At 63.0% G+C, this 21,123-nt stretch carries 12 protein-coding genes and 9 pseudogenes; 12 read left to right on the top strand and 9 right to left on the bottom strand.

Annotated features, from left to right (window positions below; translation table 11 throughout):
* The first annotated feature begins 7 nt into the window (after positions 1 to 7).
* From BAY1663_RS07250 to BAY1663_RS07220, 7 genes and pseudogenes are all read left to right on the top strand, one after another.
* Complete coding sequence (locus tag BAY1663_RS07250; RefSeq protein ID WP_009397180.1) at positions 8 to 871, top strand: alpha/beta fold hydrolase; 864 nt, start codon at positions 8 to 10, stop codon at positions 869 to 871.
* Positions 868 to 1,653 carry a 2-oxopent-4-enoate hydratase gene (dmpE, locus tag BAY1663_RS07245; protein WP_009397181.1) on the top strand — a complete coding sequence of 262 codons (786 nt, stop codon included), beginning with the start codon at positions 868 to 870 and terminating at the stop codon, positions 1,651 to 1,653. The genes BAY1663_RS07250 and dmpE overlap by 4 nt, the downstream gene beginning before the upstream one ends.
* A 14-nt stretch (positions 1,654 to 1,667) precedes the next feature.
* Positions 1,668 to 2,591 carry an acetaldehyde dehydrogenase (acetylating) gene (locus tag BAY1663_RS07240; protein WP_009397182.1) on the top strand — a complete coding sequence of 308 codons (924 nt, stop codon included), beginning with the start codon at positions 1,668 to 1,670 and terminating at the stop codon, positions 2,589 to 2,591.
* A 12-nt stretch (positions 2,592 to 2,603) separates the two neighbouring features.
* Positions 2,604 to 3,643 (top strand): annotated as a pseudogene (gene dmpG / locus BAY1663_RS07235) (4-hydroxy-2-oxovalerate aldolase).
* Complete coding sequence (gene dmpH, locus BAY1663_RS07230; RefSeq protein ID WP_003292101.1) at positions 3,640 to 4,434, top strand: 2-oxo-3-hexenedioate decarboxylase; 795 nt, start codon at positions 3,640 to 3,642, stop codon at positions 4,432 to 4,434. The pseudogene dmpG and the gene dmpH overlap by 4 nt, the downstream one beginning before the upstream one ends.
* Before the next feature lie 48 nt (positions 4,435 to 4,482).
* Positions 4,483 to 4,674 (top strand): 2-hydroxymuconate tautomerase, encoded by a 192-nt coding sequence (locus BAY1663_RS07225; RefSeq protein WP_003292102.1) that lies wholly within the window; start codon positions 4,483 to 4,485, stop codon positions 4,672 to 4,674.
* A gap of 30 nt (positions 4,675 to 4,704) precedes the next feature.
* Positions 4,705 to 5,145: a heme-binding protein gene (locus BAY1663_RS07220; RefSeq protein WP_003292104.1), complete on the top strand. Its 441-nt coding sequence runs from the start codon at positions 4,705 to 4,707 to the stop codon at positions 5,143 to 5,145.
* 187 nt (positions 5,146 to 5,332) lie between these two features.
* On the opposite strand, the pseudogene BAY1663_RS07215 reads toward BAY1663_RS07220, so the two are convergent.
* A pseudogene (locus tag BAY1663_RS07215) lies at positions 5,333 to 5,671 on the bottom strand (transposase); the annotation flags it as partial.
* 308 nt (positions 5,672 to 5,979) lie between these two features.
* Between BAY1663_RS07215 and BAY1663_RS07210 the strand changes: the two are divergent.
* Complete coding sequence (locus tag BAY1663_RS07210; protein WP_037039000.1) at positions 5,980 to 7,410, top strand: FAD-binding oxidoreductase; 1,431 nt, start codon at positions 5,980 to 5,982, stop codon at positions 7,408 to 7,410.
* 312 nt (positions 7,411 to 7,722) lie between these two features.
* On the opposite strand, the pseudogene BAY1663_RS07205 reads toward BAY1663_RS07210, so the two are convergent.
* The 4 genes and pseudogenes from BAY1663_RS07205 to BAY1663_RS25835 form a co-directional block, all read right to left on the bottom strand.
* Positions 7,723 to 8,491 (bottom strand): annotated as a pseudogene (locus BAY1663_RS07205) (IS110 family transposase); the annotation flags it as partial.
* A 77-nt stretch (positions 8,492 to 8,568) separates the two neighbouring features.
* A pseudogene (locus BAY1663_RS07200) lies at positions 8,569 to 9,818 on the bottom strand (IS256 family transposase).
* Positions 9,819 to 9,985: 167 nt separating this feature from the next.
* Positions 9,986 to 10,699, bottom strand: coding sequence for a methyl-accepting chemotaxis protein (locus BAY1663_RS25840; protein ID WP_371257591.1), 714 nt, complete (start codon positions 10,697 to 10,699; stop codon positions 9,986 to 9,988).
* A 147-nt stretch (positions 10,700 to 10,846) separates the two neighbouring features.
* Positions 10,847 to 11,644: pseudogene (locus BAY1663_RS25835) on the bottom strand (Tar ligand binding domain-containing protein); the annotation flags it as partial.
* Between the two features lie 225 nt (positions 11,645 to 11,869).
* On the opposite strand from BAY1663_RS25835, the gene BAY1663_RS07190 reads away from it, so the two are divergent.
* Both BAY1663_RS07190 and BAY1663_RS07185 read left to right on the top strand, forming a co-directional pair.
* Positions 11,870 to 12,442: a recombinase family protein gene (locus tag BAY1663_RS07190; RefSeq protein ID WP_051497089.1), complete on the top strand. Its 573-nt coding sequence runs from the start codon at positions 11,870 to 11,872 to the stop codon at positions 12,440 to 12,442.
* Positions 12,443 to 12,445: 3 nt separating this feature from the next.
* A pseudogene (locus BAY1663_RS07185) lies at positions 12,446 to 15,411 on the top strand (Tn3 family transposase).
* A 5-nt stretch (positions 15,412 to 15,416) separates the two neighbouring features.
* On the opposite strand, the pseudogene BAY1663_RS07180 reads toward BAY1663_RS07185, so the two are convergent.
* Positions 15,417 to 15,710 (bottom strand): annotated as a pseudogene (locus tag BAY1663_RS07180) (IS110 family transposase); the annotation flags it as partial.
* Between the two features lie 896 nt (positions 15,711 to 16,606).
* Between BAY1663_RS07180 and BAY1663_RS25830 the strand changes: the two are divergent.
* Both BAY1663_RS25830 and BAY1663_RS25075 read left to right on the top strand, forming a co-directional pair.
* Positions 16,607 to 16,684: pseudogene (locus BAY1663_RS25830) on the top strand (hypothetical protein); the annotation flags it as partial.
* Positions 16,685 to 16,698: 14 nt separating this feature from the next.
* Positions 16,699 to 17,004 carry a transposase gene (locus BAY1663_RS25075; protein WP_162830792.1) on the top strand — a complete coding sequence of 102 codons (306 nt, stop codon included), beginning with the start codon at positions 16,699 to 16,701 and terminating at the stop codon, positions 17,002 to 17,004.
* A gap of 398 nt (positions 17,005 to 17,402) precedes the next feature.
* Here the strand turns inward: BAY1663_RS25075 and mobH are convergent.
* The 3 genes and pseudogenes from mobH to BAY1663_RS07165 form a co-directional block, all read right to left on the bottom strand.
* A pseudogene (mobH, locus tag BAY1663_RS07175) lies at positions 17,403 to 19,226 on the bottom strand (MobH family relaxase).
* 207 nt (positions 19,227 to 19,433) lie between these two features.
* Positions 19,434 to 20,354 carry a nucleotidyl transferase AbiEii/AbiGii toxin family protein gene (locus BAY1663_RS07170; protein WP_014819614.1) on the bottom strand — a complete coding sequence of 307 codons (921 nt, stop codon included), beginning with the start codon at positions 20,352 to 20,354 and terminating at the stop codon, positions 19,434 to 19,436.
* Positions 20,347 to 21,105: a type IV toxin-antitoxin system AbiEi family antitoxin domain-containing protein gene (locus BAY1663_RS07165; protein ID WP_009397193.1), complete on the bottom strand. Its 759-nt coding sequence runs from the start codon at positions 21,103 to 21,105 to the stop codon at positions 20,347 to 20,349. Before BAY1663_RS07165 ends, BAY1663_RS07170 begins: the two co-directional genes overlap by 8 nt.
* Positions 21,106 to 21,123: the final 18 nt, after the last annotated feature.

Raw genomic sequence — 21,123 nt, 5'->3', positions numbered from 1 at the left:
CCAGACCATGAACGCACCCCAGCAGAGCCCGGAAATCGGCCGCGAGATCCTCGCCGCCGGCTACCGCACCAACCTGCATGACCAGGGCGAAGGTTGTCCGCTGCTGCTGATCCACGGCTCCGGTCCGGGCGTCACCGCCTGGGCCAACTGGCGCGGGATCATCCCGCAGCTGGCGCAGACGCGTCGGGTGATCGCTCCGGACATGCTCGGCTTCGGCTACAGCGAGCGCCCGGCCGATGCACGCTACAGCCAGGCCCGCTGGGTCGAGCATGCCATCGGTGTGCTCGACGCCCTTGGCATCCAGCAGGCCGACATCGTCGGCAACTCGTTCGGCGGTGGACTGGCGCTGGCATTGGCCATCCGTCACCCCGAGCGCGTGCGCCGGCTGGTGCTGATGGGCAGCGTCGGGGTGGCCTTTCCGATCACCGAGGGGCTGGAAATGGCGTGGGGCTACACGCCGTCGTTGGCCAACATGCGCAGGCTGCTCGATCTGTTCGCTTACGACCGCACCCTGGTCAACGACGAGCTGGCCGAGCTGCGCTACCAGGCCAGCATCCGCCCGGGCTTCCAGGAGTCGTTCGCCGCGATGTTCCCGCCGCCACGGCAGAACGGCGTCGACGATCTGGCCAGCAACGAGGCCGATATCCGCGCCCTGCCCCACGAAACCCTGGTCATCCATGGCCGCGAGGATCGGATCATCCCGCTGCAGGCTTCGCTGACCCTCGCGCAGTGGATTCCCAACGCCCAACTCCACGTCTTTGGCCATTGCGGCCACTGGACCCAGATCGAACACGCCAGCCGCTTTGCCCGTCAGGTCGAGGATTTCCTCGCCGAGGCGGACCGTGCGGCTCAAGAGGAAACACAGCCATGAATCCAGAATTGATCCAGCAGCTCGGCGACGAGCTCTACCAGGCGATGGTCCAGCGCGAGACCGTCACGCCGCTGACCAGCCGCGGCTTCGACATCACCGTCGAGGACGCCTACCACATCTCCCTGCGCATGCTCGAACGCCGCCTGGCGGCCGGCGAGCGGGTGATCGGCAAGAAGATCGGCGTCACCAGCAAGGCCGTGCAGAACATGCTCGGCGTGCACCAGCCGGACTTCGGCTACCTCACCGACGCGATGGTCTACAACAGCGGCGAAGCCATGCCGATCAGCGAGAAGCTGATCCAGCCACGCGCCGAGGGCGAGATCGCCTTCATCCTCAAGAAGGACCTGATGGGTCCGGGCGTGACCAATGCCGACGTGCTGGCCGCCACCGAATGCGTGATCCCCTGCTTCGAAGTGGTCGATTCGCGCATCCAGGACTGGAAGATCAAGATCCAGGACACCGTCGCGGACAACGCCTCCTGCGGGCTGTTCGTGCTCGGCGACCAGGCCGTCTCACCGCGCCAGGTCGATCTGGTCACCTGCGGCATGCTGGTCGAGAAGAACGGCCAGCTGCTCTCCACCGGCGCTGGAGCGGCTGCGCTCGGCTCGCCGGTCAACTGCGTGGCCTGGCTGGCCAACACCCTCGGCCACTTCGGCATCGGCCTGAAGGCCGGCGAAGTGATCCTGTCCGGCTCGCTGGTTCCGCTGGAACCGGTCAAGGCCGGTGATTTCATGCGCGTCGATATCGGCGGCATCGGCAGCGCCAGCGTGCGCTTCATCTGATCGAGGACAGCCTGATGAGCAAGAAACTGAAAGCGGCGATTATCGGCCCGGGCAACATCGGCACGGACCTGGTGATGAAGATGCTGCGCTCCGAATGGATCGAGCCGGTCTGGATGGTCGGCATCGACCCCGAGTCCGATGGCCTCAAGCGCGCCCACGAGTTCGGCCTGAAGACCACCGCCGCGGGCGTCGACGGCCTGCTGCCGCACGTGCTCGACGACGATATCCGCATCGCCTTCGATGCCACCTCCGCCTATGTACACGCCGAGAACAGCCGCAAGCTCAACGAGCTGGGCGTGCTGATGGTCGACCTGACCCCGGCCGCCATCGGCCCGTACTGCGTGCCGCCGGTGAACCTCAAGCAGCACGTCGGCACGCTGGAAATGAACGTCAACATGGTCACCTGTGGTGGCCAGGCCACCATCCCGATGGTCGCCGCGGTATCGCGCGTGCAGCCGGTGGCCTACGGCGAGATCGTCGCCACCGTGTCCTCGCGCTCCATCGGCCCGGGCACCCGCAAGAACATCGACGAGTTCACCCGCACCACGGCCGGCGCCATCGAGCAGGTCGGCGGGGCCAAGGAAGGCAAGGCGATCATCGTCGTCAACCCGGCCGAGCCGCCGCTGATGATGCGCGACACCATCCACTGTCTGACCGAAACCGAACCGGACCAGGATGCGATCACCGCATCGGTCCACGCGATGATCGCCGAGGTGCAGAAGTACGTGCCCGGCTACCGGCTGAAGAATGGCCCGGTATTCGACGGCAACCGCGTCTCGATCTTCATGGAGGTCGAGGGCCTGGGCGACTACCTGCCCAAGTACGCCGGCAACCTCGACATCATGACCGCCGCCGCCCTGCGCACCGGCGAGATGTTCGCCGAGGAAATCGCCAGCGGCACCATTCAACTGCCACGTCGTGAAGCGGCACTGGCCTAAAGGAGTCGCACCATGAATCTGCAAGGCAAGAACGTCACCCTGCACGACATGAGCCTGCGCGACGGCATGCACGCCAAGCGCCACCAGATCAGCCTCGAGCAGATGATCGCGGTCGCCACCGGCCTCGACGCCGCCGGCATGCCACTGATCGAGATCACCCACGGCGACGGCCTCGGCGGTCGCTCGATCAACTACGGTTTCCCCGCGCACAGCGACGAGGAATACCTGCGTGCGGTGATCCCGCGCCTCAAGCAGGCCAAGGTATCCGCCCTGCTGCTGCCGGGCATCGGCACGGTCGACCACCTGAAGATGGCGCTCGACTGTGGCGTCTCCACCATTCGAGTGGCCACGCATTGCACCGAGGCCGATGTCTCCGAGCAGCACATCGGCATGTCGCGCAAGCTGGGCGCCGATACCGTCGGCTTCCTGATGATGGCGCACATGATCAGCGCGGAAAAAGTGCTGGAGCAGGCGCGGCTGATGGAAAGCTACGGCGCCAACTGCATCTATTGCACCGACTCCGCCGGCTACATGCTGCCCGATGAAGTCAGCGAGAAGATCGGCCTGCTGCGCGCCGAGCTGAACCCGGCCACCGAGATCGGCTTCCACGGCCACCACAACATGGGCATGGCCATCGCCAACTCGCTGGCGGCCATCGAGGCCGGCGCCTCGCGCATCGACGGCTCGGTCGCAGGGCTAGGCGCGGGTGCCGGCAACACCCCGCTGGAAGTCTTCGTCGCGGTGTGCAAGCGCATGGGCGTGGAAACCGGCATCGACCTCTACAAGATCATGGATGTGGCCGAAGACCTCGTCGTGCCGATGATGGACCAGCCGATCCGCGTCGACCGCGATGCGCTGACCCTGGCTATGCCGGCGTATACAGCTCATTCCTGCTGTTCGCCCAGCGCGCCGAGAAGAAATACGGCGTGCCGGCCCGCGACATTCTGGTCGAGCTGGGGCGCCGCGGCACCGTCGGTGGCCAGGAAGACATGATCGAAGACCTCGCCCTGGATATGTCCCGGGCCCGCCAGAACCAGAAGGTGAGCGCATGAACCGTACCCTCAACCGCGAGCAGGTGCTGGCCCTGGCCGAGCACATCGAGAACGCCGAATTGCAGGCCCATGACATCCACAAGGTCACCAACGACTATCCCGAGATGACCTTCGCCGATGCCTACGACATCCAGTGGGAAATCCGCCGGCGCAAGGAGGAGCGCGGCAACAAGATCGTCGGCCTGAAGATGGGCCTGACCTCATGGGCGAAGATGGCACAGATGGGCGTGGAGACGCCGATCTACGGCTTTCTCGCCGACTACTTCAGCGTGCCCGACGGCGGCACGGTGGACTGTTCCAAGCTGATCCACCCCAAGATCGAGGCGGAAATCGCGGTGGTCACCAAGGCACCGCTGGTCGGGCCTGGTTGCCATATCGGCGACGTGATCGCCGCGGTCGACTACGTGATCCCCACCGTCGAGGTAATCGACTCGCGCTATGAGAATTTCAAGTTCGACCTGATCAGCGTGGTGGCCGACAACGCCTCGTCGACCCGCTACATCACCGGAGGCCGCATGGCCAACCTCGAGGATGTCGACCTGCGCACTCTCGGCGTGGTGATGGAGAAGAACGGCGAGGTGGTGGAACTTGGTGCCGGCGCCGCAGTGCTCGGCCATCCGCTGTCCAGCGTGGCCATGCTGGCCAACCTGCTGGCAGAGCGCGACGAACACATACCGGCCGGCACCTTCATCATGACTGGCGGCATCACCGCCGCCGTCGCAGTAGCGCCGGGCGACAACATCACCGTGCGCTACCAGGGGCTTGGCAGCGTCTCCGCGCGCTTCGTCTGAGCCATCCGGCCGCCCTGCCCGGGCGGCCTCTTCTTCAGGAGGCACACCATGCCTATTGCCCAGATCCACATCCTTGAAGGCCGCAGCGACGAGCAGAAGGAAACCCTCATTCGCGAAGTCAGCGAGGCCATCTCGCGCTCCCTGGATGCGCCGCTGACCAGCGTGCGAGTGATTATAACCGAGATGCCCAAAGGCCACTTCGGCATCGGCGGCGAAAGCGCCAAGGCCATTGGTCGATGAGCCTGCCTCCTCCTGCACAGAGTCCGGCACATGAGAACAACGAATCAACGCTCGCTGCACTGGGAAGCCGCCTATGCCGCCACCCGTGCGGCCGTGGCACATGCAGAGAAGCTAGGCGTGCGCATTAACGTCTGTGTGGTTGACCACTCCGGCCTGCCGTTGGCCTATCTGCGCATGAACGGCGCCTTTCTACATTCACGGGAAATTGCCGAAGACAAGGCGTACACCGCCGTGAGCTTCGGCTTCCCCACCCGCGACTGGCTCGACGTGCTGGGTGACAACCCGCGCCTGCGCATCGGCCTGCCGAGACGCGAGCGGCTGGTGGTGTTCGGCGGGGGCCTGCCGATCCTACTCGATGGTGAATGCATCGGCGGCATCGGCGTCTCTGGGGCCGACGAGGGGCAGGACGAAGCCTGCGCGGCAGCGGGCTTGGCGGCCATAGGGCATCATGAGGCATCCAGTTTGGGGTAGAGGTAGATTTCGACTTTCGCGCCCGAACGCATCATGCGGCTGGCTTCCAGAAGGAAATCAGCAGCATTGACTGGCCTTCTGATCTCTTTAGGCGGTTTCGGTAATAAGCGGAGCGAGAAACAGATCAGCCGATGGATGCTAGGTCGGCAAGCCCGTTCAGTTTGGCGGTGGCAGATAGACCGTGGGCCAATGGCTGGTTGGCGGCGAGCAATTCCTGCAACTGCACGGCTTGGCCGTCCTTGAGGTTCTCAGCGTTGCGCAGCAGCAGCCAGCGGCTGCGCTTGACCACCACCTTGCGCGCTGTTTTGTTATCGCGCAGGAGGTTGGCCTGGTCGACGCGACTATGGTCGATCACCTCACGACCGTAGCGCGCCACCCCATGGAACAGGTCGTAGGCCACGTCGGCTTGAGGGCAGTGCCGCTGCACTTCCAGGTCGAAAGCGGTGTTCATGTCCATGGCGACAGCCTCGATATGCTGGCAGTGCTCACCGAGCCACTCGAAGAATGGGCGAATCGCCTGGCCGCTGCATGGCGACAGCAGGGTGTGGGGGTTGGGATGTTTAGCGACTGCCAATCTACCCACTTCCTCGCCTGTTACTAATGAGGAACAAAGTATTCGAACATCGCAATGATATTACGGGGTATTGTCTGACATCATAAAAACACAAAAGCATCAGCGTGTTATGGGTTTCACGGATATTTATCGGAAAACTTTTTGACTGTCCGGATACAAAATTTCGGGTTAGTAACTCGCTCTTTCCCCAGAATCCGCGGCCGCCCATCATAAAGGCTGGACACGCTGGCCGTTCCATAAACTGGAAGAGGAGTCTCTTCATGAACATCACTGCATCGGAACCGGCGTCCGGGCCCTGGAACCCTAAACGAATTCTGGCCGCGCTGCGCGCCGACGCCAGCATCGGCGAAGTGCTGGCGGGCGCCGACATCGAGGCCCGGTACCTGAACGACTGGAGCGGTGAGGAAGGCGGCAGGCCGCTGGCCTTGGTGCGCCCGCACGACACCGCCGAAATTGCGCGCGTGCTGGCATTATGCCATGCAGGACGCTGCCCGGTGGTGCCGCAGGGCGGGCTGACCGGCCTGGCCGGCGGTGCCACGCCGATAGAAGGCTGCGTGCTCGTTTCACTGGAGCGCATGTCCGGCGTGGTCGAACTGGACCCTGCCTCAGCCACCATGACCGTCCTGGCCGGCACGCCGCTGCAGGTCGTTCAGGAAGCCGCGCAGGCGGCGGGCTTTCTGTTCGCGCTGGACCTGGGCGCGCGCGGCTCCTGCCAGATCGGCGGCAACATCGCCACCAATGCGGGCGGCAACCGCGTGATCCGCTACGGCATGGCGCGCGACCTGGTGCTGGGACTGGAAGCCGTGCTGCCCGACGGAACCGTGCTGTCCATGATGAACAAGATGGTCAAGAACAATGCCGGCCCCGATCTGAAGCATCTGTTCATCGGCACCGAGGGCACGCTGGGCATCATCACGCAGGCCGTGCTCCGCCTGCATCCGGGCGTCTCGGGTGCCAATACCGCGTTGGTAGCCGCGCCCGATTTCGGCTCGGCCATCAAGCTGCTGCGCCATGCGCAGCACCTCCTGGGCGGCCGGGTCAGCGCATTCGAGATGATGTGGCAGGACTACTATGCCGCGGCCACAACCGCCGGCGGCATCGCCGCGCCGCTGCCGGCCACGTATCCGCTATACGTGCTGCTGGACCTGCAGGCGGCCGCACCCGAAGAGGATGCGGCGCGCTTCGAGGCGATGTTGGAACACGCGCTGGCCGAAGGCTGGATCGCCGACGCCGCCGTGGCCCAATCTCACACGCAGACCCAAGCCTTCTGGGAACTGCGCGATGCCATCTCCGAGATGCTGCGCACCTTCGCGCCCACCATCAACTTCGACGTGTCCGCGCCCATCTCGGGCATCGAGGAATGCGTGGCCCGGATGCGCGAGGCGCTGGCGCGCGATTTCCCCGGCGTTCGGGCGATCTACTTCGGCCACGTCGGCGACGGCAACGTGCATATCATGGTGGGTTCGCTGCCGACTGACGACCGCAAGACCGAACAGCGCATCGAGGCTGCATTCTACGCTATCGTGCGCAGCCTGTCGGGATCGGTCTCGGCCGAGCACGGCATTGGGCTGCACAAGCGGCCGTGGTTGCACTACAGCCGCAATCCGGCGGAGCTGTCCTTGATCGCGACGGTGAAGCGCGCGATCGATCCGCACGGGATCATGAATCCGGGGAAGATTCTGGCGTCTTGAGTGAGGGTGGTGGCGGCTGTCGCCGCCTGATGGGTGCTGCAAGAGATTTTTTGAAGAAAAAATTTATGGTCATCCCGTTTCTGCAATACTGACCAGCGATGATTGTATGGCTTGCCTAAATCTATCCAGCGTCTCGTTGGGGCATGCCCCGCGCCACGATGAGAGTCGCGCCTGGTGATCCTGAAAAGCCGGCGGCTTCGAAAGCCGATTTTTATGTCAGGTTGTTCACCAGGTCGGTGGCCGTTCACGTCATCGGTTGTTCAGCATCGCAAAACCTGGAAGGGTGTTCCGTGGTACAGCTGAATGGCCGGGTCAGGCGGCGTAGACGACTGGCCCTGCTTCGAATTCCGAGTGGTTGGCGGCGAACGCCCAGGCGACTCGGGAGAACTTGTTGGCCAGGGCGCGCACCACCATGTTCGCATGGCGTCGCTGCCGTAGCGAGCGGACCCAGTGGGCCAAGGCACCCTGCTGATGCTCCAGGCGCTGCAGGTAGACCCGGGCGCACTGCACTAAAAGCCGCCGCAGATACTTGTCTCCCTCGTTTGCTGATACCCAGCAAATTGGCTCGACCGCCGGTGCTGTGCTGGCGGGGTACCAGCCCCACCGATGCCGCGAAATCACGGCTGCCGCCATACTGCTTGCCATCGCCCATTTCGGCCGATAACAGGCTGGCTGTGATCGGGCCGACACAGGGAATCGTCAGCAAGCGGCTCCCCAGGTCATCTTCCTCAAGCTGGGTGGTCATTTCCTTGTCCGGTGCCTTGATCTGTCCGTCCAGACAGCGTGAATGCTGATGCAGGCGCGTTAGGAGTACGACCAGCCGAGGCGGCAGCTCATGCTCATCCAACGTGCTCGGCAGTCGTCTGACCAGCGATAGTCCCTTGGGCAGGCTGATGCCGAACTCCAGCAGGAAACCGTGGGCCTGGTTGGCCGTCTTGGTACGATCACGCACCAGCGAATCACGCATCCGGTGCAATACCGAGAGCGTTTGCCGGGCCTCGATCTTGGGCGAGACGAAGCGCATGCTGGGCCGCGATGCGGCTTCGCAGATCGCTTCGGCATCAATGAAGTCGTTCTTGTTGGGGAGCCCGCAGAATCCGGAAAATAACGTACGCTAAGGATGAGGGTGTCCCGGATTATGTGTAAACGGGATTTCTATTAATCCTGCATCAATCGATCTTCGAACTGGATACTGAAGCGATTCAGAGCCGCTTTCCAGTCCCGTATCGGCATCGTCCACTTCTTGCTGATGTTGTTCAGCGCCAGATAAAACAGCTTGCTCACGGCCTCGTCAGTTGGGAACGAGGCCCGGGTCTTGATCACCTTGCGCAAACTCATGTTGATCGATTCGATGGCGTTGGTGGTGTAGATCACCTTGCGGATCTCGGCCGGATGGTCGAAGAACGGGATAACCCGTGCCCAGTTACGCCGCCAGGACAGGCCGATTGACTGGTACTGACCACCCCACTTTTCTTCAAACTCCGTCAGCCGTTGCTCGGCCAGTTCGACCGTCGCCGAGGTGTAGACCAGCTTCAGATCGGCGGCCACTTCCTTGCGCGCTTTCCAGGACACGAAGTTCAGGCTGTTGCGCACCATGTGCACGATACACAACTGCACGCAGGCTTTCGGATAGACCGTTTCGATCGCCTCGGGGAAGCCCTTGAGGCCGTCCACGCAGGCGATAAAAATGTCCTGCACGCCACGGTTCTTCAGCTCGGTGACTACCTGCAACCAGAACTTGGCACCCTCGGCTTGGGCGATCCACAGCCCCAGCACTTCCTTGTGCCCGTCCATATTGACCCCGATAGCCAGGTACACCGCCTTGGTCCGCACCGCGCCGGCATCGCGCACTTTGACGTGGATGCAGTCCAGATAAAGGATCGGGTACAGCGGATCGAGTGGACGGCCCTGCCAGAGCTTCACCTCGTCGCTTACCGCGTCCGTGACGGTCGAGATGAGGGTTGGGGAGACCTCGGTGCCGTACATCTCCTCCAGGTGCCCTGGATCTCTCGTACGCTCAGGCCGCGGGCGTACAGCGAGATGATCTTGTCGTCGAAGCCCGTCCAGCGGGTTTGCTGCTTGGCCACCAGCTGCGGCTCGAACAGCGCCTGGCGGTCACGAGGGATGGCCAGCGGCAGTTCGCCGAAATCGCCCTTGAGGGTTTTGTCGCTGTGACCGTTACGGGCATTACCGCCGGCGTTGAAGATCGATCCACTCTTGCCATGCCCAGGTGCTCGGTCATCTCGGCTTCCAGCGCACGCTCGACCAGCATCTTGGTGAGCTGGCTTGAGCAGGCCGTTTTCGCCAATCAAATCTTCCGGTTTCTTGTAATTGACCAGCAGGCTGTCGGCGAGCTTAACGAGTTCAGGGTCGGGCTTCGCTCGCTTGGTGCGTTTTACTACGGTCATGGGTACTCCTTGAGGCTGGCAGTCTCCTGCCAAATGACCGTTTACACAAAGTTAAAAACACCCTCCTCAGGATGGCCTGAGGAAGTCCTTTCTCGGGAAAAAGAGCCCAGCAGCCGAGCGGGTTACAGCGCATCAATTCCGCGAAGCTGGGGCTTTTCAGAGTTTCCCTAAAGACGGAACATGTGCATCAGACGCTGAAGTTGGCTTGCCAGAGAAGCCAATTGCGTACTGGTGGCAACATTCTGACGTGAGGCTTCGCTAGTTTTTTCGGCAATCTGGCTTACGTTGGTAACGTTACGGCTGATCTCCTCCGCGACAGAGCTTTGCTCCTCAGCTGCAGAAGCAATCATGGCATTCATGTCATTAATGGTCGCCACAGCATTACTGATTTGCTCCAGCATATGGCCTGCACTGGCAACCTGCTGCTTACCAGCTTGTGCTTTGCTGCAACTGCTTTCCATGACAGCAACAGCACGATTTGCGCCGCTCTGCAGCTTTTCAATCATGGCCTGAATTTCGTTGGCTGACTGTTGCGTGCGCGAAGCAAGCGAGCGCACCTCATCCGCGACAACAGCAAAGCCTCGTCCGTGCTCACCAGCATGTGCAGCTTCAATAGCCGCGTTAAGGGCAAGCAGGTTGGTTTGTTCGGTAATGCTTCGAATGACATCCACTACAGAGCTAATACCAGCACTGTCTGCCTCAAGCTCATGAATCACAGTGGCAGCGTGTTCAACTTCACTGGCGAGGCTGTCAATAGAAGCGATTGTTTGATGAACCACGCGCATGCCGCTTTCAGACTGCTGATCGGCCTCCTGTGCCGCCCGTGCCGCACTGGCAGCGTTCCCCGCTACGTCCTGAACAGTAGCGGACATTTCGTTCATCGCAGTAGCTATCAGGTCTGTCTCCAGCTGCTGGCGGCGGATACCGTCACTGGTTTGACTACTTGCCTGGGCCGTCTGCTCAGCTGCAGCTGCCAGTTGCTCCACGGCACCTGCCAACTCTTGAAAGGTGTGGTGAAAACGCGAAGCCATTTCATTGAATGCGCTAGATATTTCGCCCAGCTCATCACGCCCCTGATAGGTAACTCGATAGCCCAAATTGCCATCAGCGAGCTGCTGACCGCCGACTTGAAGCTCCCGAACGCCTTTGGTGATACTTGGCACAGTGGCCAGAGCCGTGACTGTGACCAGAGACAGAGCCACTACCAGCGCCAGTCCTATCATCGCCACAAGACGCTCGAATTGCTTATCCGCGTTTTGAAAGCTTAATTCAGCTGCCGACGCCTCCGACTCAATAAGAGTGCGCAAGCTGGCATAGGTAGTCATAAAAGCAGGATCAAGGCGGGTTAGCAGGATTTGGTTCCCTCCCGCATAGTCGCCTTGGCGCATCGCATTGAGCGTCGGCAGAACACCATTATCCAAGTAATCAGACAATTTGTTCTGCAGCTCAGTGCTAAGGCGCTGCTGTTCTTTGCTCATTGGTATACGCTGGTAGTCAGAAAGGCGCTCACGGATGATGCTTACGCTTTTATCCACTCTATCGAAATGCATACTCGATGGATGATCATGCGCCTTCTCGAAGGCACTTCCGGGCTCATGCTGAAGGGCAAGCAAAAGCTGAGCACGCGCGTTGTGCATGTGGTTATTGATGTCGCCAAGCTTGTCGATCGGTAGCAACATGTTGTTGTACAGCCGATCAATCACTGCATTGCTGGTGCGCATTCCATTAAGACCAGCCATTGGCAAGCCGACAGCCATAGATGCTAGAAGCACGAGCAAGCCGATGAGACGGGTTTTTATTGAGAAACGGGCTAGCCAACCACTCATCGTGTCACCTCATTATTAGATATTTCAATGTGCCTTCATTGTATCGGCTGGTTCATTTGAAATCTTGAGTCAGGCTCCCCCTCAAGGCTTCTCGCCATATGGCCGGGGGAAATATTAGTACTCAAATCAAATACAAGACCTAAAGGCCGTCAGGTTGGGCTATACCCTAACCGGATGTCAGGCAGCCCAGCGCTACGCCGTCAGATAGAGTCCATCATTAATTTTTTGACCTCTGCTTGCCAAAGTCATAGATTTCAGCCTGACAAATTCAGCAGTTACGACCAGAACCCGGAACGCCAACTGGAACAGACCCAGGTGAGCAAGCTGTTCACCGACAAGGCCTCGGGCAAGGATACTCAGCGCCCGCAACTGGAGGCGTTGCTGAGCTTCGTCCGTGAGGGCGACACCGTGGTGGTGCATAGCATGGATCGTCTGGCGCGCAACCTCGATGACCTGCGCCGCCTGGTGCAGAAGCTGACCCAGCGCGGCGTGCGCATCGAGTTCCTGAAGGAGGGCTTGGTGTTCACGGGCGAGGACTCCCCGATGGCCAACCTGATGCTATCTGTGATGGGGGCCTTCGCTGAGTTCGAGCGCGCCTTGATCCGTGAGCGGCAGCGCGAGGGCATCGCCTTGGCCAAGCAGCGCGGCGCGTACCGAGGCCGCAAGAAAGCCCTGTCCGATGAGCAGGCTGCTACCCTGCGGCAGCGAGCGACGGCCGGCGAGCCCAAGGCGCAGCTCGCCCGTGAATTCAACATCAGCCGGGAAACCCTCTACCAGTACCTCCGCACGGACGACTGATACATGCCGCGTCGCTTGATCCTCTCGGCCACGGAGCGGGATACCCTGCTCGCGCTGCCGGAAAGCCAGGATGACCTGATCCGCTACTACACCTTCAACGATTCCGACCTGTCGCTGATCCGCCAGCGGCGCGGCGACGCCAACCGTCTGGGCTTTGCGGTGCAACTCTGCCTGCTGCGCTTCCCCGGCTATGCGTTGGGCACCGACAGCGAGCGGCCCGAGCCGGTGATCCTGTGGGTGGCCAAGCAAGTCCAGACCGATCCGGCGAGTTGGGAGAAGTACGGCGAGCGCGACGTGACCCGTCGCGAGCACGCCCAGGAACTGCGCACCTACCTGCAACTGGCCCCGTTCGGCCTGTCCGACTTCCGCGCCTGGTGCGCGAGCTGACCGAACTGGCCCAGCAGACCGACAAGGGCTTGCTGCTGGCCGGTCAGGCGCTGGAGAGCCTGCGGCAGAGGCGACGCATCCTGCCGGCGTTGAGCGTGATCGACCGGGCTTGCTCGGAGGCCATTGCGCGGGCCAATCGGCGGGTCTACCGCGCCCTGGTCGAACCACTCACGGACTCGCATCGGGCCAAGCTGGACGAGCTGCTGAAGCTCAAGGCCGGCAGCAGCATCACCTGGTTGACCTGGCTGCGGCAGGCCCCACTGAAACCCAACTCCCGGCACATGCTCGAACACATCGAGCGGCTGAAGACATTTCAGCTGGTGGACTTGCCCGAAGGCTTGGGCCGGCACATCCACCAAAACCGCCTGCTCAAGCTGGCTCGCGAGGGCGGGCAGATGACGCCCAAAGACCTCGGCAAGTTCGAGCCGCAGCGGCGCTACGCGACCCTGGCCGCCGTGGTACTGGAGAGCACCGCGACCGTGATCGACGAGTTGGTCGATCTGCACGACCGCATCTTGGTCAAGCTGTTCAGCGGCGCGAAGCACAAGCATCAGCAGCAGTTCCAGAAGCAGGGCAAGGCGATCAACGACAAGGTGCGCCTGTACTCGAAGATCGGTCAGGCGTTGCTGGAGGCCAAGGAAAGCGGCAGCGACCCCTATGCGGCCATCGAGGCGGTGATTCCCTGGGACGAGTTCACCGAGAGCGTCAGCGAGGCCGGGCTGCCGGCCCGGCCGGAGGGCTTCGATCATCTGCACCTGGTCGGCGAGAACTTTGCCACCCTGCGCCGCTACACGCCGGCCTTGCTAGAGGTACTGGAACTGCGCGCCGCACCGGCCGCGCAAAACGTGCTGGCAGCCGTGCAGACGCTTCGCGAGATGAACGCCGACAACCTGCGCAAGGTGCCGGCCGATGCTCCCATCGCCTTCATCAAGCCGCGCTGGAAGCCGCTGGTTATAACACCTGAAGGCCTCGACCGGCGTTTCTTTGAAATATGTGCACTGTCCGAGCTGAAGAACGCCCTGCGTTCCGGTGACATCTGGGTCAGGGGATCACGGCAGTTCCGAGACTTCGATGACTACCTGCTGCCGGCGGAGAAGTTCGCCGCGCTCAAGCGTGCGCAGGCCCTACCCCTGGCGATCAACCCGAACAGCGACCAGTACCTGGAAGAGCGCTTGCAGCTGCTGGACGAACAGTTGGCCACCGTCACCCGCCTGGCCAAGGACAACGAGCTGCCCGATGTCATCCTCACCGAGTCCGGGCTGAAGATCACCCCACTGGATTCCGCGGTGCCCAATACCGCGCAGGCGCTGATCGACCAGACCAGCCAGCTATTGCCGCGCATCAAGATCACCGAACTGCTGATGGACGTGGACGACTGGACGGGCTTCAGCCGCCACTTCACCCACATGAAGAACGGTGCCGAGGCCAAAGATCGGGCGCTGCTGCTGTCCGCGATTCTCGGTGATGCGATCAACCTCGGGCTAACCAAGATGTCCGAGTCGAGCCCCGGCCTGACCTACGCCAAGCTGTCCTGGCTGCAAGCCTGGCACATCCGCGACGAAACCTATTCGGCGGCCCTGGCCGAGCTGGTCAACCACCAGTACCGCCACGCCTTCGCCGCCCACTGGGGCGATGGCACTACTTCCTCTTCCGATGGCCAGCGCTTCCGGGCTGGTGGCCGGGGCGAGAGCACCGGGCACGTCAACCCGAAGTACGGCAGCGAGCCGGGACGGCTTTTCTACACTCATATCTCCGACCAGTACGCGCCGTTCAGCACCCGCGTGGTGAACGTCGGCGTGCGCGATTCCACCTACGTGCTCGACGGCTTGCTGTACCACGAGTCCGACCTGCGGATCGAGGAACACTACACTGACACGGCCGGCTTCACCGATCATGTCTTCGCCCTGATGCACCTGCTGGGCTTTCGCTTCGCACCGCGAATCCGCGACCTCGGCGAAACCAAGCTGTACGTGCCACAGGGCGTGCAGTCCTACCCGACGCTGCGCCCGCTGATCGGCGGCACCCTGAACATCAAGCACGTCCGCGCCCATTGGGATGACATCTTGCGTCTGGCTAGCTCGATCAAGCAGGGCACCGTCACCGCCTCGCTGATGCTGCGCAAGCTCGGCAGTTACCCGCGTCAGAACGGCCTGGCCGTGGCCCTGCGCGAACTAGGCCGGATCGAACGCACTCTGTTCATCCTTGACTGGTTGCAGAGCGTCGAGCTGCGCCGCCGCGTGCATGCCGGGCTGAACAAAGGCGAGGCACGCAACTCCCTGGCTAGGGCGGTGTTCTTCAACCGCCTCGGCGAGATCAGGGATCGGAGCTTCGAGCAGCAGCGCTACCGGGCCAGCGGCCTCAACCTGGTGACGGCCGCCATCGTGCTGTGGAACACGGTGTACCTGGAGCGCGCCACCCAGGGACTGGTCGAAGCCGGCAAGCCGGTGGACGGCGAGCTGCTGCAATACCTGTCGCCGCTGGGCTGGGAGCACATCAACCTGACCTGCGATTACGGCTGGCGGCAGAGCCGCAGGCTGGAAGACGGGAAGTTCAGGCCGCTACGGTTGCCTGGAAAACCTTAGCGTACGATTTTTTCCGAATTCTGCGGGCTCCCCTTGTTGCCCTTGACGAAAGGACGCACGAACTGCGGCGAGATCAATTTCACTTGATGCCCGAGCGCCGTCAGTTGGCGCGCCATAAAGTGCGCTCCGGCGCAGGCTTCCATCACCACCGTGCAAGCCGGCAGGATGCCAAGCAATCGCATCATTTGCTGGCGTGTCGCTTTCGTGCGAAAGATCTTCCGGCCAGAACCGTCTTTTCCGTGTAGATGAAAGCTTTGCTTGCCCGGATCAATCCCTACCAGTGCAACTGCGCTCGTGATGATGGCCTCCGAAATAAAACACCCTGCGAAAGTGTGCCCTCGGAGGGTGGGGATGACCATCTCATTAACCCGAATCTCGAACGCGCGGAACCCACCAGGCAGCAAAAGCCACCGATCTTCTCGCATGCAGCCAACTACCCTGCTGCTGCCCAGCTCCACGCTGATCCTCCGCGCCGTTTCGCAAACTACCGGTATCAGCCTGCATGCGCTTTTCATCCATGTATTCGAGCGTGCTGGACAGGCTGCTCGCGGCGACGGTCTTGCGGCTGCCGCCGCGTATCGACAGTAAGCCGCCCCCCCCCCCCCTTTTGCTCGAACACCCCGCCCTGCATCCTGTGCTTTTCCAGTAGGGCATTTATATGGAAACGATGCACGCGCGCCGCGAGTCCTGGGCTCGGCATGTTCAGGCCTGGCAGGACAGCGGGCTGACGCAGTTGCTTATTGCCAGTAGCATGCGCTCAAACCCGAGGCACTGGCCTACTGGATCAGGCGCAGCAAGCGGGCGGCCACGCCGCTTACCCTGGTGCCCGTGGCAGCGGCAGGGGTGTGGCTGCTGCAGGCATGCCAGTGGCTGGCGGTTGGCGTTGCCGGCGGACGTCGATGCAAGCTGGTTGGCCGGATTGCTGCGGGGGATGGCCTGACGCGAATGCCGGCCCAGGTTTGGCTGGTGGCCGACCGATCAACATGCGCTTGGGGATCGACGGGCTTTGGTGCACCTTCAGCAGGCCCTCGGGCGACCACCCTGCGATGGCACGACCTATGCCTTTCGCAATCGGCACGGCTCGCGGCTCAAGCTGTTGCAGTAGGACGGCACCGGTGTGTGGTTGGGTCAGCGCCGTCTGCATCAAGGCCGTTTTCGCTAGTTCCATGCCGCCGAATGCAGCGCCGCGCTGGTCAAGATCGGCGAAGACATCAGCGAGCAGCTCGACCTGATCCTGGCCAGGTCCTTCGTCCACCGGCACAGTCGCCCGCAATAAGCCTGCCGCCCGTGCGAAAGCATCAGCGCCGCGCCGGTTCCGCCGGCAGTGGCGTGGCCTTGCAGCCCCTGGTGGATCGGCTGCGCGCCTTATTGCTCCAACGCCAGGTGCTGCATGCCGATGAAACACCCTCTGCAGCAACTCGATCCCGGCGAGGGGAAAACCAAACGCCCCTATCTCTGGGCCTACTCTGGGCCTACCGCAGCAACGACCTGGAGCCCAGTGACAGCCGAGGCCTTGCGGCGCATCGCCGATCTCTATGCCCTCGATTGGCGCGCCCGCGCACTCGACGCGGCCGTCCGGCAGCTACTGCGTGAACAGAAATCCCTGCCCAAACTGCAGGCCCTACACGACCGGCTGCAGCTACCGCGCCGCCGCCATCCAGAGCCTTGCTGGCCACCACCAGACTGAACGGGCTCGAGTCCGGCGCCTGGCTCAAGGACACCCCGGGAAAAACTGCCAATCTGCCCACCAGCCGGATCGAGGAGCTGTTGCTCCTCGCGTCTCAACCTGAGTAACGATGGGACGGCTGGACGCTCACCTTTTTCATAAGACAAGCCAAAAACGGGCACCTACCCACAGCATGGGTTCGTGGAGGCGGGCTTAACCGTGACCGGTTGCTGAATGGGGGCGATGCCGCTCAGCATGCGCTTAATGCAGCTCACGACCTGCTCAACCTAGATTGCTAATTCCCGGCTTGGATAGGGGGCAGGTTTTACAGAGGGTTCGCGCTTGGTAAGAAGTCCTCATGCAGGAGCCGCAGGTATGGGTTGTCTGGCGGCGTCTCCTGGAACAGCGCATCCGGGCTGACGAGCAGGTAGCCGTGCAGCCGGCGCGACTTGCGCGGCCCCGTGACTTCGCAGGTCCAGATGTTCAGCCGCTCGGCTGCTTGCGGTGCTGTCCCAGCTTCTCGAAGCGCTTCTGTACCCACTGCCACCCCTCCAGCTTCTCCTGCTTGGCCAGCGCGACGACTTGAAGGTACTCCTGCGCGTAGCGCTGGAACACGCCGGGGCTGACGAGGTAGGTCGTACCGGCGACGGTATGCACCAGGGCCTTGGCGTCGTTGATGATCAGCTTGCGCGTCTGGATGCCCTGACGCAGCCAGGTCATGAAGTGCGCCCCGGAGGGCTCCGCGCGATCCTGGGCAGGCGCGAGGCTCATCTGCGGCGGGGGCACGATCGAAGAGGCCAGCTCGGACTCGGCGACAGGGCAACTCGGGGTCTCCATTACCGTGGGGGGAGCGTCGTCGCCCAACAGGTCGAGTAGCGCGGCCACGGCGGTGTCCGTGGCTGCGGATGCGATCGGCGCCGTGCTCGCGGGTGCAGCTTCGATGCCTTCCACGCGCGACCCATCAGCCACCGCCGGCGCCTGCGGCGTTGGCTCCGCCTGTTCCTCTTCGACCTGCACACGGCCTGCGAACGGCGCCGGGCGGTCGGCGGCATCCCAGATCATCGCCGGCGAAAGTTTCAGGAAGGTGAATGCGTGCGACCAGCCGGCGTCGCTGGTGACGGTAGCCTTCCAGATCGCCTTGCCATCCGGCGTGGGTTGCACGATGCCGTGATCCTGCAGCACGTTGAACACCGCCGTGTTGCTCGCGGGGATGCCGCCGATGCCCTGCGACAGCAGATGTGCGCGCAGCTTATCGGAGACGGTCTTGCTCACCAGCCAGAGTGCGTCCTGCGTCAGCCATCCATCCGAGGCCTGGGGCTGGTTCAGCTTGAATTCCTCCCTTAGCAGATAGCGCAGGCCGTCCAGCAGCTTGCGCTGCAGCGTGTGCCTGGGCGCCGCCAGCGCCTTGCCGGGATCGCCGCCGAGTTCCTGGGCGACCGAGGCCTGATCGGCCTGCACGACCAGCTCGCCGAGCGTACCGGCGTGCTCGTACTGGCCGGCCAGCACGTACAGCAGCGCGGCCCAGAGGTCGGGATAGCCGCTGAGCCAGTCGAAGATGTCCCGTTCGAGAATGCGCGTGTAGAGCAGCCCGGTGGCGGCGCTGTGCAGGCGGTACTCACGCTCCTTTCGGTAACGGAAGCGATAGGGCTTTCGCAGTGGGCCGTGCCAGGGATGCCAGGCGCTGCCGTCGGCATGCTCGACGTGCAGATCGACCGCAATCTTGCCGATGTCGTGCAGCAGGGCCGCGTAGGCCGTGCCTGCGGTCCAGGCCTCGGCCTGGGCAGCCTGCGCTTCCGGCGTGACGCCCGCAGGCAGCAGGTATGACTGCCGCAATTTCAGCGCATAGGCGACGATCTCCAGGCCGTGGTCCAGCATGCCGCCCGGATAGGCGTGGTGGTGGCTCTCGGAGGCCGGAAACTGCTGGACCAGCTCGGCGTAGCGCTCCAGTGGGGCGAGGTAGAGCGTGGCGAACTGTCGGCGCGAGAGCGATGTGCGCTGCCAGATGTGTTCCAGCAGTTTCTGCCGACGCGGCGTCGCCAGCAGCGATGCGGCCGACTCGGGCCGCATCGACTTTCGGAGTTTCGATGGCGGATGTGGGCGGTGTGCCGGCGGTGGGTGGCACCCGTTTGCGCTGGAACAGCGAGAGCATGACGCCCCCCCCCCCGGATGACGGGCTGATCTGGGGCGCCTTTGGCCTTTTCGGTAGGGCCTTTCCCCTTGGCCCCGTTCCCTTGCCCCTTCCCAGCCCTTTGGCCTTTGTCGGAAGCCTTTGGGTATAGGGCCGCTGCTTCGCGGATGCCACGATGAATGCGGCATGGGGCAGGCCCGACAAGCGGGGAATACTTCTGTCGCCGCGTCAGATCTGGCCCAGGCCGGCATCGAGCGCAGCGGCTTGCGCGGCGAAGTCCTTGGGGCGCTTCTTGCGAAAGGTCTCCAGGTTGTTGAGCTTCCAGCGCAGTGCCGGCAGTTGCGCGGCGTGCTGGCATTGCACCAGCGACCAGTCCGGTTCTGCGCGTACCAGGCCGCTCAGGAACCGCCTGTGCGCCTTCGTCAGCCGTTGCTGCAACTCGCGTCGCAACTGCGCGCGAGCCTCCAGCAGCGTGTCCAAGGGGCAGTCCACTTCGGCCATACCGACAAAGGCCCGTTCGTACTCGCCGGCGATGTCCTTGTCGTTGCCGAACAACACTTCGTGGGGCGGCCGGTTGTGGCCCGCCAGATAGATCACGAAGCACTCGACCATGCCATCGCTGATGTCGCCCGACTCAAAGAGCTGCCACACGTCGAACAGGTCGCGCGGATGCTGCCGGTCCAGCGCGGCCACCAGCTTGCCGGCGTACAGCTCGTCCGGTGCCAGGATCGGCACGTCCAACTCGATGCCGAACAGATCGCTGGTCTTGGCGCTCAGCGGCCGCCGCTCGACGGGCAGCACGCTGCCTCGGAACACGACGTTGACCTCGATCTTCACCTGGCTGGCATCGTTCTCGACGATCAGCTTGGTGTCCCCCAGGTCCTTGGCGCGAACCAGGCGTGTTTGCACGCCCAGCGGTGCAAGGCGCGCGGCGATGGCGGCCAGCTCCTGGTTGATGGCTTGCAGCGCTTCGTCGCGCGGCGTCTGCCACGGAAGGTACACCACGTCGATGTCCACCGAAAGGCGCGGCATGTCCCGCACGAAGAGGTTGATGGCCGTGCCGCCCTTCATGGCGAAGATGTCGTTGGCGAACACGTCAGGCGCGACGGCCAGCAGCAGGCGAACGGTGTCCGCGTAGGTCTTATCCATGAGGTCTCAGGCTCAGCAAGGTGCCGTCATCGAGCCGGCTCATCCAGCGCGTGTTGCTGCCGGTGCGAACCGGGTACTGCTCCAGCAGAGCATCGACATCCACGAGGTTGGTCTCGCGCGCCCAGGTGAGGAACAGGCGCACGGCCTTCACGCTGGCGCAGCAGGACAGCAGTTGCCCGAGTAAGTCCTTGCGGGGGGAACGCAGTCCATCAAAGATGTTGCGGGCCTCTTCGAGGCTCTGCTTGGCGCCGGCTTCGTACAGCAGTTCCAGAACGGCACGCTCGGAGGCAGCCACCCGCAGATCCTCGGGCAGGCCAGGCGGCGTGGTCAGGGTCATGCTGGCCAGCGCCGTGTCCGGCCAGTCGAACAGGCGGGCGTGGACGTAGCGGGCCGGAAAGCGCGCGGTGAACCAGGCCGGCAACGCGAAACGACCGTCGCCCCACAGTACCAGCGTCTCCCGGCTGCCCAGGTTGTGGCGCACGCCCTGCAGGGCCAGGGCGCTCTTGCCGCCGACGTGCAGGCCGGGCACGCGCTGTTGCAGGAACTTCAGCGCACTGTAGACCCCGAATTCATCGTTCGGGAAGGCATAGACGCCATGGGCCAGGCGCACGAGCCACCCGCCGTCGGCATAGTGGGCGGCAAGCTGGGGCGACACCCCGAACTGACTCAGGGTGGCGAGGTCGAACGGCGCCCCGCGGGGGAGTCCGGCCTGCAGCCGCTTGATTACCTGGTGCCTAGAATTTCCATCCATGCTATAAAAATAGCACGG

It is taken from the genome of Pseudomonas sp. BAY1663 (assembly GCF_000582595.1).
In the GTDB taxonomy this organism is placed as follows: Bacteria; Pseudomonadota; Gammaproteobacteria; order Pseudomonadales; family Pseudomonadaceae; genus Stutzerimonas; species Stutzerimonas stutzeri_AF.
The sequence above is the reverse complement of the archived record's forward strand: the minus strand, read 5'-3'. Positions and strand labels throughout refer to the sequence as shown.